At 62.7% G+C, this 12,316-nt stretch carries 11 protein-coding genes; 8 read left to right on the top strand and 3 right to left on the bottom strand.

Annotated features, from left to right (window positions below):
• The first annotated feature begins 162 nt into the window (after window positions 1-162).
• Genes ACO77H_RS21590 through ACO77H_RS21615 form a run of 6 tightly spaced genes read left to right on the top strand, consistent with a single transcriptional unit; the run spans window position 163 to window position 6,830 of the window.
• On the top strand, window positions 163-855 hold the full coding sequence (locus ACO77H_RS21590) for an RDD family protein (RefSeq protein ID WP_170041889.1): 693 nt from the start codon (window positions 163-165) through the stop codon (window positions 853-855).
• Window positions 852-1,832 carry a stage II sporulation protein M gene (locus tag ACO77H_RS21595; RefSeq protein WP_432754544.1) on the top strand — a complete coding sequence of 327 codons (981 nt, stop codon included), beginning with the start codon at window positions 852-854 and terminating at the stop codon, window positions 1,830-1,832. Before ACO77H_RS21590 ends, ACO77H_RS21595 begins: the two co-directional genes overlap by 4 nt.
• Window positions 1,819-3,348, top strand: coding sequence for a DUF4129 domain-containing protein (locus ACO77H_RS21600; protein ID WP_432754545.1), 1,530 nt, complete (start codon window positions 1,819-1,821; stop codon window positions 3,346-3,348). Before ACO77H_RS21595 ends, ACO77H_RS21600 begins: the two co-directional genes overlap by 14 nt.
• Window positions 3,345-4,502, top strand: coding sequence for a DUF4350 domain-containing protein (locus ACO77H_RS21605; protein WP_169954646.1), 1,158 nt, complete (start codon window positions 3,345-3,347; stop codon window positions 4,500-4,502). Before ACO77H_RS21600 ends, ACO77H_RS21605 begins: the two co-directional genes overlap by 4 nt.
• A complete protein-coding gene (locus tag ACO77H_RS21610; RefSeq protein WP_169954645.1) occupies window positions 4,499-5,491 on the top strand; it encodes an AAA family ATPase in 993 nt (330 codons plus the stop codon). The genes ACO77H_RS21605 and ACO77H_RS21610 overlap by 4 nt, the downstream gene beginning before the upstream one ends.
• Window positions 5,492-5,498: 7 nt before the next feature.
• Window positions 5,499-6,830: a DUF58 domain-containing protein gene (locus ACO77H_RS21615; RefSeq protein WP_169954644.1), complete on the top strand. Its 1,332-nt coding sequence runs from the start codon at window positions 5,499-5,501 to the stop codon at window positions 6,828-6,830.
• 13 nt (window positions 6,831-6,843) lie between these two features.
• Here ACO77H_RS21615 and ACO77H_RS21620 read toward each other — a convergent pair whose 3' ends face one another.
• The gene (locus ACO77H_RS21620) at window positions 6,844-7,203 is read right to left on the bottom strand and encodes a PilZ domain-containing protein (protein WP_169954701.1); all 360 of its coding nucleotides are present in this window, start codon (window positions 7,201-7,203) and stop codon (window positions 6,844-6,846) included.
• Between the two features lie 230 nt (window positions 7,204-7,433).
• On the bottom strand, window positions 7,434-7,808 hold the full coding sequence (locus tag ACO77H_RS21625; protein WP_170041883.1) for a tetratricopeptide repeat protein: 375 nt from the start codon (window positions 7,806-7,808) through the stop codon (window positions 7,434-7,436).
• Between the two features lie 176 nt (window positions 7,809-7,984).
• On the opposite strand from ACO77H_RS21625, the gene pyk reads away from it, so the two are divergent.
• The gene (pyk, locus tag ACO77H_RS21630; protein WP_029295454.1) at window positions 7,985-9,436 is read left to right on the top strand and encodes a pyruvate kinase; all 1,452 of its coding nucleotides are present in this window, start codon (window positions 7,985-7,987) and stop codon (window positions 9,434-9,436) included.
• 154 nt (window positions 9,437-9,590) lie between these two features.
• On the opposite strand, the gene ACO77H_RS21635 is transcribed toward pyk, so the two are convergent.
• Window positions 9,591-10,523 carry an iron-sulfur-binding ferredoxin reductase gene (locus tag ACO77H_RS21635; protein WP_170041882.1) on the bottom strand — a complete coding sequence of 311 codons (933 nt, stop codon included), beginning with the start codon at window positions 10,521-10,523 and terminating at the stop codon, window positions 9,591-9,593.
• Window positions 10,524-10,766: 243 nt separating this feature from the next.
• On the opposite strand from ACO77H_RS21635, the gene ACO77H_RS21640 reads away from it, so the two are divergent.
• Window positions 10,767-12,290, top strand: a complete 1,524-nt coding sequence (locus tag ACO77H_RS21640) for a fumarate hydratase (RefSeq protein WP_131062231.1) — start codon at window positions 10,767-10,769, stop codon at window positions 12,288-12,290.
• Window positions 12,291-12,316: the final 26 nt, after the last annotated feature.

Consider the following 12,316-nt stretch of genomic DNA (forward strand, 5'->3'; position numbering starts at 1 on the left):
CCGGGGCCAGCGCCATGTGCACTGGATAAACATTCAGTGAAACCTTGGCGCATTTTCAGGTGTTACTTGCAGCGATGACACTGCTAGCATCGACCTCTCATTTTCGCCGGCCGCCCGATGAGGTTGCCCATGCCCAGCCACGCCGCACTGCCAGGGAACGCAATGCCCACCGCCCCATTGGACACTCGCTACCAGATCGAGACCCCGGAAGGCATCGACCTGCCCTTGCGCCCCGCCGGGCTGATGCCCCGGGCGCTGGCATTCGGCTTCGACCTGGGCCTGCGCGGCCTGATCCTCGGCATCCTGTTCATCGCCCTGGCGTTTCTCGGCGACCTGGGCATCGGCCTGGGCTCGATCCTGCTGTTCCTCGTCAGTTGGTGGTACATGGTGCTGTTCGAAGTGCTCAACCAGGGCTGTTCACCGGGCAAGCAGATCATGGGCCTGCGCGTGGTACAGGATGACGGCACGCCCATTGGCTGGTCCGCCTCCTTGATCCGCAACCTGCTGCGTTTTGTCGATATGTTGCCGTTCGGCTATTTCCTCGGCGCCATCAGTTGCCTGCAACATCCCCACTTCAAACGCCTGGGCGACATCGCAGCCGGGACCCTGGTGGTTTACCGCGAACAGCCCGTGGCCCGCCCTCTCTTGCCCCAGGCCCCGGCATTGCGCCTGCCCTTTGCCCTGGCGTTGAACGAGCAGCGCGCGATCCTCGGTTTTGCCGAGCGCCAGGGTGAACTGTCCGCCGAGCGCACCCAAGAGCTGGCGGCAATTCTGGCCACGCCCTTGCAGGTTTCCCCGGCACGCGCCGTGGACCAGCTCAATGGCGTGGCCCGCGGCCTGCTGGGGCCGACATGAAGCAGAGCCTGTTCGAAAGCCGTCACCAGCCGCACTGGCAAGCCTTTGCCGCGCAACTGGCATTGCTTGAGCAAGGCAAGGCCAAGGCCCATGAGCTGACGCACTTCCCCCATGATTACCGCCGCCTGTGCCAGCACCTGGCGTTGGCGCAGGAGCGTGGCTACAGCAGCTACCTGGTAGACCCGTTGCAACAGCTGGCCCTGCGCGGCCATCAACAGCTGTATCGCCATCGCAGCCAGCTCGGCGCCAAGGTCCTGGGCTTCCTGCTGGCCGACTTTCCCCGCACGGTCCGCGAACAATGGCGCTTCGTGCTGGTGGCCAGCCTGCTGTTATTTGGCAGCCTGGTTGGCATCGCCCTGCTGGTCTATCTGTCCCCCGACTTGATCTACACCATCGTCAGTACCCAGCAAGTGACCGAGATGCAAACCATGTACGACCCCGACGCCAGTCGCCTGGGGCGCGCGGCCGAGCGGGCCTCGAGTGAGGACTGGATGATGTTCGGCTACTACGTGATGCACAACATCGGCATCGCGTTCCAGACCTTTGCCGGCGGCCTGCTGTTTGGCCTGGGCAGCGTGTTCTTCCTGTTTTTCAATGGCCTGATGATCGGGGCCATCGCCGGGCACCTGACCGAAATCGGCTACGGGCAAACCTTCTGGTCCTTTGTCATCGGCCACGGCGCGTTTGAACTGACGGCCATCGCCCTGGCCGGTGCAGCCGGCCTGCAACTGGGCTGGGCGTTGATCGCACCGGGAGCATTGCCCCGGGGGGAAGCACTGCGCCTGGCAGCCGGTAAGAGCGTGCAAATGATCTGCGGGGTGATTCTGTTCCTGCTGATCGCGGCCTTTATAGAAGCCTATTGGTCCTCCACCACGGCCGTGGAGCCCTGGGGCAAATACTTGGTGGGCGCGGCGCTCTGGGCGATGGTGATCGCCTATCTGCTGTTCGCCGGCAGGAGTCGTCATGCGCCTGAGTGACGCCAGCGTGGTGATTCGCCCCCGCTCCTCGTGGGAAGCCATGGACCTCGGAGTGTTGCTCGCCCGTGAGCACCGAGTGCTCTTGATGAGCAGTTGGGCCTTGGTCAGCCTGCCGATCTTTATCCTGATCAGCGTCGTGCTGTGGGACTACCCCTCCGTTGCCGTGCTGGTGTTCTGGTGGTTGAAACCGGCCTTTGAGCGCCTGCCGCTGTATATCCTGTCCAAAGCGCTGTTTGGCGAGACGCCGACGCTCAAACAGGCGCTGCGCCAATGGCCACGGCTGCTCAAGGGGCAACTGCTGGCCAGCCTGACCTGGCGGCGCTTTAGCCTCAGTCGCAGCTTTGCCATGCCCGTGATGCAACTTGAGGGCCTCGGCGGCCTGGCCCGCCAACAACGGCTGGGTGTGCTGCTGCAACGCAATGCCGGCGCGGCGCGCTGGCTGACGCTGATCGGCATGCACCTGGAAACGGCGCTGTGGATCGGCTTGATGGCGCTGTTCTACCTGTTCCTGCCGCAACAGGTAGAGCTGGACTGGGACTGGCAGCAACTGGCATTGGCCAGCAGCCAAGACTGGCTCTGGCTGGAGCACCTGAGCAATGCCTTCTACGCCCTGATCCTGGTGTTCTGGGAGCCGATCTACGTGGCATGTGGATTCAGCCTCTACCTGAACCGGCGTACCGTGCTTGAAGCCTGGGACCTGGAATTGGTGTTCCGCCGCCTGCGCCAGCGCCTGGGGTCGGCAGTGGCCGCCCTGTTGCTGGCTGTCGGCCTGCTAGTGATCGCGCCAACGCCCCAGGCCATGGCCAACCCGCCGGTCGACTCAAAACCGTTGAGCACGCCGCAAGCCAGTCAATCGATCAAGCGCCTGCTGGAACAACCCCCGTTCAAGAATCCGCAAACCGTTACCCGCTACCGTTTCGGCGAGGACAAGAGCAGCAGCAACGCCAAGTCCCCGGGAGGTGCCCATCTGCCGGCCTGGCTCAAATCCTTGCTGGACAATCTCAACAGCGACACCTTCAAGCCCCTGGCCCTGGTGATGGAGGTGCTGCTCTGGGGCCTGCTGATCGCCGGCATTGCCCTGGTTGCCTGGCGTTATCGTGATTGGCTGCACGCCTTTGTCAGTCGCCGCCGCATCCAACGCCCCAAGGCCGTGCAGCCCGTGCCGTCGCAACTGTTCGGCCTGGACATGGGCGTGCAGAGCTTGCCCGAGGATATTGCCGGTGCCGCCGAACAACTGTGGGCCACACAGCCCCGCGAGGCCCTTGGCCTGCTGTATCGTGGCCTGCTGAGCCGGCTGCTGCATGACTTCCACCTGCCACTGAAAAACGCCGATACCGAAGGCCAGGTCCTGGAACGGGTGCGCCACTTGCAACAGCCGCAATTGCTGGCCTTTAGCGACGACCTGACCCGGCACTGGCAAAACCTCGCCTACGGCCATCGCATACCGCCTGCCCTGGCCCAGCAACAGCTCTGCGCCGGTTGGCGCAGCTTGTTCGACAGCGAGGCCGCGCGATGAACCGGCCACTGATCTGGATTGGACTGATCCTGGCTTGCCTGCTGACGGCCGGGAGCTTCTATGCCTGGCACAAGGCGATTCCCTACGAAGAAGTGGTTGACCGCGGGCCCTCACCTGAAGCCCAGGCCAACCCCTACCTGGCGGCGGAACACTTCCTACGCCAGCAAGGCTTGGCCGTCGAGCATGCCCGCAGCCTGGAACGCCTGGCCACCCTGCCCGCCAAGGGCGGCAGCCTGCTGTTGCTCAGCGAACGCAGCAACATGACCCCGCGCCAGGTTGACCAGTTGTTGGAGTGGACCAAGGCTGGGGGCCATCTGCTGCTGGTGGCCGAAGCCATATGGGATGAAGAAACCCAGGACAGCGGCGACCTGCTGCTCGATCGCCTGCAGTTGCGCCAGGCCTTCAGCGATGACTTTGACCAGCCGCCCCCCGCCCGCAAGAACAAGAAACCGGACCTGACACGGCTGTATGTCGATAACGAAACCGCGCCGGCGTTTTTCAGTTTCGACACTGACTTCACCCTGATCGACCCCAGGCACCTGGCACAGTTTTCGGCCAACAGCGCCAAGTCCAGCCACCTGATGCAACTCGATCTCGGGCTGGGTCGTGTAACGGTGATCACCGACAGCGAGCTGTGGAAGACCCCGGCCATCGGCTTGCACGACAACGCCTGGCTGCTGTGGTACCTGACCCAGGGCAGCGATGTCACCCTGCTATCGAACACGGACGTCGAAAACCTGTTCAGTCTGGTGCTGCGGTATTTCCCCCAGGCCCTGGTAGCACTGGCCGCCTTGATTCTGCTGGGGTTGTGGCGCGCCGGCGTGCGCCAGGGGCCCATCCAGGCGCCAGCCCCGAAAGCCCGCCGTCAATTGCAGGAGCACCTGAATGCCAGTGCCGACTTCCTGCTGCGCCGCAGCGGGCAAAACAGCCTGTTGCAAGCCTTGCAGCGCGACATCCTGCGTACCGCACGTCGCCGCCACCCCGGATTCGAACAGTTGGATACCGCAGGACAATGGCAGGCCCTTGAGCGCCTGACCCGCCAACCCGCTTCAATTATCAGCCAGGCCCTGGGCCCACTCCCGGCAAAACGGCTTTCCAGCGCCGATTTCAGCCGCCAGGTGGCCTGCCTGCAAACCCTCAGGAATGCCCTATGAGCGATTCTCCAGTGGATTTACCCAATACCCTCGACACCGGGCGCGCCACCCAACTCGCCCAGGCGCTGCGCACCGAGTTGCGCAAGGCAGTGATTGGCCAGGACGCGGTGATCGATGACGTACTGACCGCGTTGATCGCCGGCGGCCATGTGCTGCTCGAAGGCGTACCCGGCCTGGGCAAGACCTTGCTGGTACGGGCCCTGGCGCGCTGCTTTGACGGCGACTTCGCACGCATCCAGTTCACCCCGGACCTGATGCCCAGCGATGTCACAGGCCATGCGGTGTACGACCTGCACACCGAGCAATTCAAGCTGCGCAAAGGGCCGTTGTTCACCCATTTGCTCCTGGCGGACGAGATCAACCGGGCCCCGGCGAAAACCCAGGCCGCCCTGCTCGAAGCCATGCAGGAACGACAGGTCACTCTCGAGGGTGAAGCCTTGCCCATCGGCCAGCCGTTCATGGTGCTGGCCACCCAGAACCCCATCGAACAGGAAGGCACTTACCCACTACCGGAGGCCGAACTCGACCGGTTCATGCTCAAGGTACGCATGGACTACCCAGAGGCGCAGCAAGAGCTGGATATGGTGCGCGAAGTGACTCGTTCCTCCCGCGCCGACATGCTCGACGTACAGCCATTGCGCACCGTACTGCAGGCCGATGATGTACTGCTGTTGCAACAGGTCGCCAGTGAGCTGCCGTTGGATGACCAGGTACTCGACTACGCCGTGCGCCTGGCCCGGACCACCCGCACCTGGCCCGGCCTGGCCCTTGGCGCCGGGCCTCGCGCCTCCATCGCCCTGGTACGTGGTGCCCGCGCCCGGGCTCTGCTGCGCGGTGGCGAGTTCGTGACCCCGGACGACATCAAGAGTTGCGCGCTGGCAGTGTTGCGCCATCGCGTACGCATCGCCCCGGAGCTGGATATCGAAGGCCTCGAGGTGGATCAGGTACTGGCCCAACTGCTCGACCAAGTGCCGGCGCCACGCCAGTGACATGCCCATGAGACCTACTCGCCTGTTGCTGGCCTGGCTCGCGGTGCTGCTGGGCCTGAACATCGCCCTCGGAACGGCCACGGCCCTGCAACTCAAGGTGCCGGCCGCCCTGCACTCCGTGGCCTGGGGCCTGCTCCTGGCGCTGCTTTTGCTGGCATTGCTCGATGCTGCCCGTCTGAAACGCCGTCCCTCGCCACGCCTGCGGCGGCACATGCCAGGCAGCCTGGCGCTAGGACGCTGGAGCGAGGTGCGGATCACCCTGGAGCATGACTACACACAGCCATTGACGCTGAAGGTGTTTGATCACGTACCGGATGGTTTGAGCGTGCAGAACCTGCCGCAGTTCATCGCCCTGCGCCCCGGTGAACACAGTGACCTGGGCTACCGCCTGCGCCCCTTGAGCCGTGGGCATTTCAGCTTTGAGCGCTGTGAGGTGCATCTGCCCAGCCCCCTGGGATTGTGGACCGCAAAACGCCAGGTATCGGTCAAGGATGCAACCCGGGTTTACCCGGACTTTGCCCGCCTGTACGGTGCGCAGTTACTGGCGGTAGACAACTGGCTCAGCCAACTGGGTGTACGCCAGCGCCAGCGTCGCGGCCTGGGCCTGGAGTTTCATCAGCTGCGCGAATTTCGCGAGGGCGACAGCCTGCGCCAGATCGACTGGAAGGCCACGGCACGGCAACGCACGCCGATTGCCCGGGAATACCAGGATGAGCGCGACCAGCAGATTATGTTCATGCTCGATTGCGGCCGACGGATGCGCAGCAAGGACGGCGAACTGTCACATTTCGACCACGCCCTCAACGCCTGCCTGCTGCTCAGCTATGTGGCCTTGCGCCAGGGCGATGCCGTGGGCCTGTGTACCTTCGCCTGCGACCAGCCGCGCTACCTGGCACCAGTCAAGGGCAGCGGTCAGTTGAACCAGTTGCTCAACGCGGTATACGACCTGGACAGCACCCGGCGCACGGCCGATTACCAGGCTGCCGCCAATCAGCTGCTGGCCCGCCAGAAACGGCGGGCGCTGGTGATCGTAGTGACCAACCTGCGCGATGAGGACGATGAGGAACTACTGACGGCCGTCAAGCGCATCAGCCGCCAGCACCGGGTATTGGTGGCGAGCCTGCGCGAAGGAGTGCTGGATCAATTGCGCCAGGCTCCCGTGCAGACCTTGGCGCAGGCGCTGGCCTACTGTGGCAGCGTCGATTACCTCAATGCACGGGAAGAACTTCATGACCGCCTCAAGGCGCAGGGCCTGATGGTAATGGATGCCCATCCCTCTGAGCTGGGCGCCGACCTGGTAACCCGATACCTGGGCTGGAAAAAAGCCGGCGCTCTATGAATGGTGTGTGACGCTAGGCCGAAGCCTGCAAGGGGTCAAAGCTGAAGTACTGCAACAGCGCAACAATCAGCTGACCGTACTCCGCGGGCGCCTCCAACAGGCAAAACCCCGAGTCGTAATGCCTGGGGTTGATATCTTCACGACTCCACAGGCAGGTCGCAGTGAAATCAATGGTGTGCATATCACCCTCAGGACCTGGAATCTTCAAGCGCAGATCAAAATCCACGTTGACCATCATGGGTAATTGGCTGACTAGCATCAGCCCTTCACTGGAAATATTACCCAAGTAACCGATGGGCTTACCTGTGAAGCGATTGAACACCTCTAAAAAATAGGGCAACTGGTGCCGCTCAATCCGTCGGTCAGTCAACATGATCAGATCGCCGTCCAATGGCCAAGACTGTGGCCGTTGCTGTGATTCGGGCCGGGAAGCTACATGCCCCCCCGCTCTCCTGGATCCCGGTGCAACAGCGGCCCCTGCCCTGTCACTCTACAACCACCGAATCCTGTTTTTGTGTCTGTTTGAATTGAAAGTTATACAAACGTACTTCAAAAGAATAGCCCAACTCTGGCAAGAGGCCAGCAATTAAATGGCGTATATCATCACAAGGCTGCAGGTCGCGCGCGCGCTGCACTTGCGCCAGGGTAATGCCCCAGTTGTTGCAGCGTATCCAGGCGTGCACGGGCCCGGAACGCGTACTCACTCGATGGGTACTGGCTAATGATGAACTGATAAGTCTGCACCGCATCCACAAACAGCTTCTGCCGTTCCAGGCACTGCCCACGCAGCATCGAGACTTCCGGCTGCACGTAGCGACGGGACCGGCTTTCACGGTCGACCTGGGACAATTCCAGGGTGACCCGCTCACAATCGCCCACGTTGTAGGCACGGTAGGCATTGTTCAAATGATGGTCCATCGACCAACGGGTACAGCCGACAACACTGACGGCCAGGGCAGCAATGATCAAAACTCGCATGGGGTGTTCTCCTGTCTTGAGCAGTGTATCGACCCTTGGGCGAAAATCTTCAAGGTTGTTCGTCTGGCGTCATAGAGTGAAAACAAGCGAATCGACAATAAGTAGTGCAAACGAACAATGACTACAGCCAAAGAGCATAGTAGCCTTCCCCAGCGCTAGAACTCAGGAGTCCGTGCATGTCCGTCCGTCGTACCAAAATCGTCGCCACCCTTGGCCCGGCCAGTAACTCGCCGGAAGTCCTCGAACAGCTGATTCTGGCTGGCCTGGACGTTGCCCGTCTGAACTTCTCCCACGGCACCCCGGACGAGCACAAGGCTCGCGCCAAGCTGGTACGTGACCTCGCCGCCAAGCATGGCCGCTTCGTCGCGCTGCTGGGTGACCTGCAAGGTCCGAAGATCCGTATCGCCAAATTCGCCAACAAGCGCATCGAGCTGAAGATCGGTGACAAATTCACCTTCTCCACCAGCCATCCGCTGACCGAAGGCAACCAACAAGTCGTGGGTATCGACTACCCGGACCTGGTGAAAGACTGCGGCGTCGGCGACGAACTGCTGCTGGACGACGGCCGTGTGGTCATGCGTGTCGACACCGCCACCGTCACCGAGCTGAACTGCACCGTGATCATCGGCGGCCCGCTGTCCGACCACAAAGGCATCAACCGTCGCGGTGGTGGCCTGACTGCACCGGCCCTGACCGAAAAAGACAAGGCCGACATCAAGCTCGCCGCCGAAATGGAAGTGGACTACCTCGCCGTGTCCTTCCCGCGCGACGCCGCCGACATGGAATACGCCCGCCAACTACGCGACGAAGCCGGTGGTACTGCCTGGCTGGTGGCGAAGATCGAGCGCGCCGAAGCGGTGGCCGACGACGAAACCCTCGACGGCCTGATCAAGGCGTCCGATGCAGTGATGGTTGCCCGTGGCGACCTCGGCGTGGAAATCGGTGACGCGGAGCTGATCGGCATCCAGAAGAAAATCATCCTGCACGCACGCCGCCACAATAAAGCGGTGATCGTTGCGACCCAGATGATGGAGTCGATGATCCAGAACCCGATGCCGACCCGTGCCGAAGTGTCCGACGTGGCCAACGCCGTGCTCGACTACACCGACGCCGTGATGCTCTCGGCAGAAAGTGCTGCCGGCCCGTACCCGCTGGAAGCGGTCCAGGCCATGGCGCGTATCTGCGTCGGCGCTGAAAAGCACCCGACCAGCAAGACCTCCAGCCACCGCATCGGCAAAGTGTTCGAAAGCTGCGACCAGAGCATCGCCCTGGCCGCCATGTACACCGCCAACCACTTCCCGGGCGTAAAGGCGATCATCGCCCTGACCGAAAGTGGCTACACGCCGTTGATCATGTCGCGCATCCGCTCCTCGATCCCGATCTACGCGTTCTCCCCGCACCGCGAAACCCAGGCCCGCGCGGCCATGTTCCGTGGCGTCTACACCGTACCTTTCGACCCGGCGTCGCTGCCGCCTGAGCAAGTCAGCCAGGCTGCCATCGACGAACTGCTCAAGCGTGGCGTAGTCGAGAAAGGCGATTGGGTGATCCTGACCAAGGGCGACAGCTACCACACCATCGGTGGCACCAACGGCATGAAGATCCTGCACGTTGGCGACCCAATGGTCTGAGTGACTGACCTGCTCAAAGCAAAGGCCCTGGCATGTGAATGCCAGGGCCTTTTGCATTCCAAAGGAGAGTGATTGATTGACTGCAAAGGCCCGCTCCCACATTGCAATGCATTTCAAATACACATGGTGAGTTCTCGCAGATAGCCATCAGCGCTCAACCACGGGGCAAGAACACATCGGCCAACAGTTGATTACGCGGCAAGCCAGCCAGGAACAGGCGCTTGGAAAACGCCTCGACACTGCTGGGGTGCCCGCAGAGCAAGGCCATGGTTTGCCGGGATACAAGCCGCAGTTGCGCCAAGGCACCGGCCAACTGCGCCGCCGTCCACAGTTCGATGGTGAGGTTGCCGTGGCTGGCGGCAAGTTGGGCCAGGGGCTCGGCCAGATAATGCCCGTCCGTATCATGGGCCAGGTGAATCACGCGGATAGCGCCCTGGTGATCCTGGCGCAGGGCTTCGCGCAACACGCCCCACAGCGGCCCCAGCCCCGTGCCGGATGCCAGCAGCCACAGCGGCCGCGCTTGCCAGTCCGGATCGTAATGCAACGCCCCGCCGCGCAATTCGCCCAGGCGTAATGGGTCACCGGCCTCAAGCCGGCGGGCACGATCGCTGAATTCGCCGGGCAGGCGGCAATCGAGGTGGAACTCCAAAAACGGATCTTCCTGGGGCAGGCTGGCCAGGGAATAAGGCCGCGCCACCGTCCCCGCCCACAACACCAGGTGCTGCCCGGCCCGGTAACGCAGCCCGTGCTGGGGTTGCAGGCGCAGGCGCAACACCGTCGGGTTCAGCCAATCGGCGCTCAGCACCGTTGCCGCCGCGCCGTCGCGCAAGGGGTCAAAGGCCTCGACCTGTACATCGCCTGTGACCTGGCACTGGCAGGCCAGGCGCCAACCGTCCTGGCGCTGGGCCGGGCTCAGGGCGTCGGGCTGCTTGTCCTCGACCTCACCCCGGCAACGCACCAGGCAGGCATGGCAACTGCCCGCGCGGCAACTGTAAGGCACGGCCACACCGGCCTGGTTCAAGGCATCCAGCAGATTGCTGCCGGTGGAGACCGACCACTGGCGTTCGCCGACGTGCAGTTCAGGCATGAAAGGCCTCGAATCAAAATGTGCGATCACTGTAACTGCTTTTTGCAGGAGCCGGCTCCTAGGGTGGTCGGGAGAGTTTGACCATCGTCGGGTGTATCGGCCATCGCGCCGGGTTATACTGCCGCGCCTTTTTAGCGTCGCGCCAGCACTACCCGGCGTGCCTTGGAAAAGGTGGCTTCAGCGACCGATACACCCATCTGAAGCCACCTTTATTGAATGTTCCCTTATAGAGGAGCGCGACTCATGACCGTGATCAAGCAAGACGACCTGATTCAGAGCGTTGCCGACGCCCTGCAATTCATTTCCTACTACCATCCCGTTGACTTCATCCAGGCAATGCACGAAGCCTACCTGCGCGAAGAATCGCCGGCCGCCCGTGACTCCATGGCCCAGATCCTGATCAACTCGCGCATGTGTGCCACCGGCCACCGCCCGATCTGTCAGGACACCGGGATCGTCACCGTGTTCGTGCGCGTGGGCATGGATGTACGCTGGGATGGCGCCACCATGGGCCTGGACGACATGATCAACGAAGGCGTGCGTCGCGCCTACAACCTGCCGGAAAACGTCCTGCGTGCCTCGATCCTCGCCGACCCGGCCGGCGCGCGCAAAAACACCAAGGACAACACCCCGGCCGTGATCCACTACTCCATCGTCCCGGGTAACACCGTGGAAGTGGACGTGGCTGCCAAGGGCGGTGGTTCCGAGAACAAGTCGAAAATGGCCATGCTCAACCCGTCCGACTCCATCGTCGACTGGGTGCTCAAGACCGTTCCGACCATGGGTGCCGGCTGGTGCCCACCGGGCATGCTCGGCATCGGCATCGGCGGTACTGCCGAGAAAGCCGCCGTCATGGCCAAGGAAGTGTTGATGGAATCCATCGACATCCACGAGCTGAAAAAGCGCGGCCCGTCCAACCGTATCGAAGAGATGCGCCTGGAGCTGTTCGAGAAGGTCAACCAACTGGGGATCGGCGCCCAGGGCCTGGGTGGCCTGACCACCGTGCTCGACGTGAAGATCATGGATTACCCGACCCACGCCGCTTCGCTGCCGGTGTGCATGATCCCCAACTGCGCCGCCACCCGTCACGCACACTTCGTGCTCGACGGTTCCGGTCCGGCCTCGCTCGAAGCGCCGCCGCTGGACGCCTACCCGGAAATTGTCTGGGAAGCTGGCCCGTCGGCCCGCCGCGTCAATCTCGACACCCTGACCCCGGAAGACGTGCAAAGCTGGAAACCGGGCGAAACCGTACTGCTCAACGGCAAGATGCTCACCGGTCGCGACGCGGCGCACAAGCGCATGGTCGAGATGCTGAACAAGGGTGAAACCCTGCCGGTAGACCTCAAGGGCCGTTTCATCTACTACGTCGGCCCGGTAGATCCGGTGCGCGAAGAAGTGGTTGGCCCGGCTGGCCCGACCACCGCCACGCGGATGGACAAGTTCACCCGCCAGATCCTCGAGCAGACTGGCCTGTTGGGCATGATCGGCAAATCCGAGCGCGGCCCGACCGCCATCGAAGCGATCAAGGACCACAAGGCCGTGTACCTGATGGCAGTCGGCGGTGCGGCCTACCTGGTGGCGCAAGCCATCAAGAAGTCGCGCGTGGTGGCCTTCGCCGAACTGGGCATGGAAGCGATCTACGAGTTCGACGTCAAGGACATGCCGGTCACTGTTGCAGTCGACAGCAAGGGCGAGTCGGTCCACATCACAGGTCCCGCCATCTGGCAGCAAAAGATCAGTGAAAGCCTGGCGGTAGAAGTGCAGTAAGCACGTCCCCGCAAGGATAAAAGGCG

Source organism: Pseudomonas sp. WMBT8, from assembly GCF_050916005.1.
GTDB lineage: Bacteria > Pseudomonadota > Gammaproteobacteria > Pseudomonadales > Pseudomonadaceae > Aquipseudomonas.

Excerpts from the sequence above, each read along its gene's own strand:
- ACO77H_RS21590 (WP_170041889.1), top strand. The coding sequence starts at position 163 with ATGCCCACCGCCCCATTGGACACTCGCTACCAGATCGAGACCCCGGAA.
- ACO77H_RS21595 (WP_432754544.1), top strand. The coding sequence starts at position 852 with ATGAAGCAGAGCCTGTTCGAAAGCCGTCACCAGCCGCACTGGCAAGCC.
- ACO77H_RS21600 (WP_432754545.1), top strand. The coding sequence starts at position 1,819 with ATGCGCCTGAGTGACGCCAGCGTGGTGATTCGCCCCCGCTCCTCGTGG.
- ACO77H_RS21605 (WP_169954646.1), top strand. The coding sequence starts at position 3,345 with ATGAACCGGCCACTGATCTGGATTGGACTGATCCTGGCTTGCCTGCTG.
- ACO77H_RS21610 (WP_169954645.1), top strand. The coding sequence starts at position 4,499 with ATGAGCGATTCTCCAGTGGATTTACCCAATACCCTCGACACCGGGCGC.
- ACO77H_RS21615 (WP_169954644.1), top strand. The coding sequence starts at position 5,499 with ATGAGACCTACTCGCCTGTTGCTGGCCTGGCTCGCGGTGCTGCTGGGC.
- ACO77H_RS21620 (WP_169954701.1), bottom strand. The coding sequence starts at position 7,203 with ATGTTGACTGACCGACGGATTGAGCGGCACCAGTTGCCCTATTTTTTA.
- ACO77H_RS21625 (WP_170041883.1), bottom strand. The coding sequence starts at position 7,808 with ATGCGAGTTTTGATCATTGCTGCCCTGGCCGTCAGTGTTGTCGGCTGT.
- pyk (WP_029295454.1), top strand. The coding sequence starts at position 7,985 with ATGTCCGTCCGTCGTACCAAAATCGTCGCCACCCTTGGCCCGGCCAGT.
- ACO77H_RS21635 (WP_170041882.1), bottom strand. The coding sequence starts at position 10,523 with ATGCCTGAACTGCACGTCGGCGAACGCCAGTGGTCGGTCTCCACCGGC.
- ACO77H_RS21640 (WP_131062231.1), top strand. The coding sequence starts at position 10,767 with ATGACCGTGATCAAGCAAGACGACCTGATTCAGAGCGTTGCCGACGCC.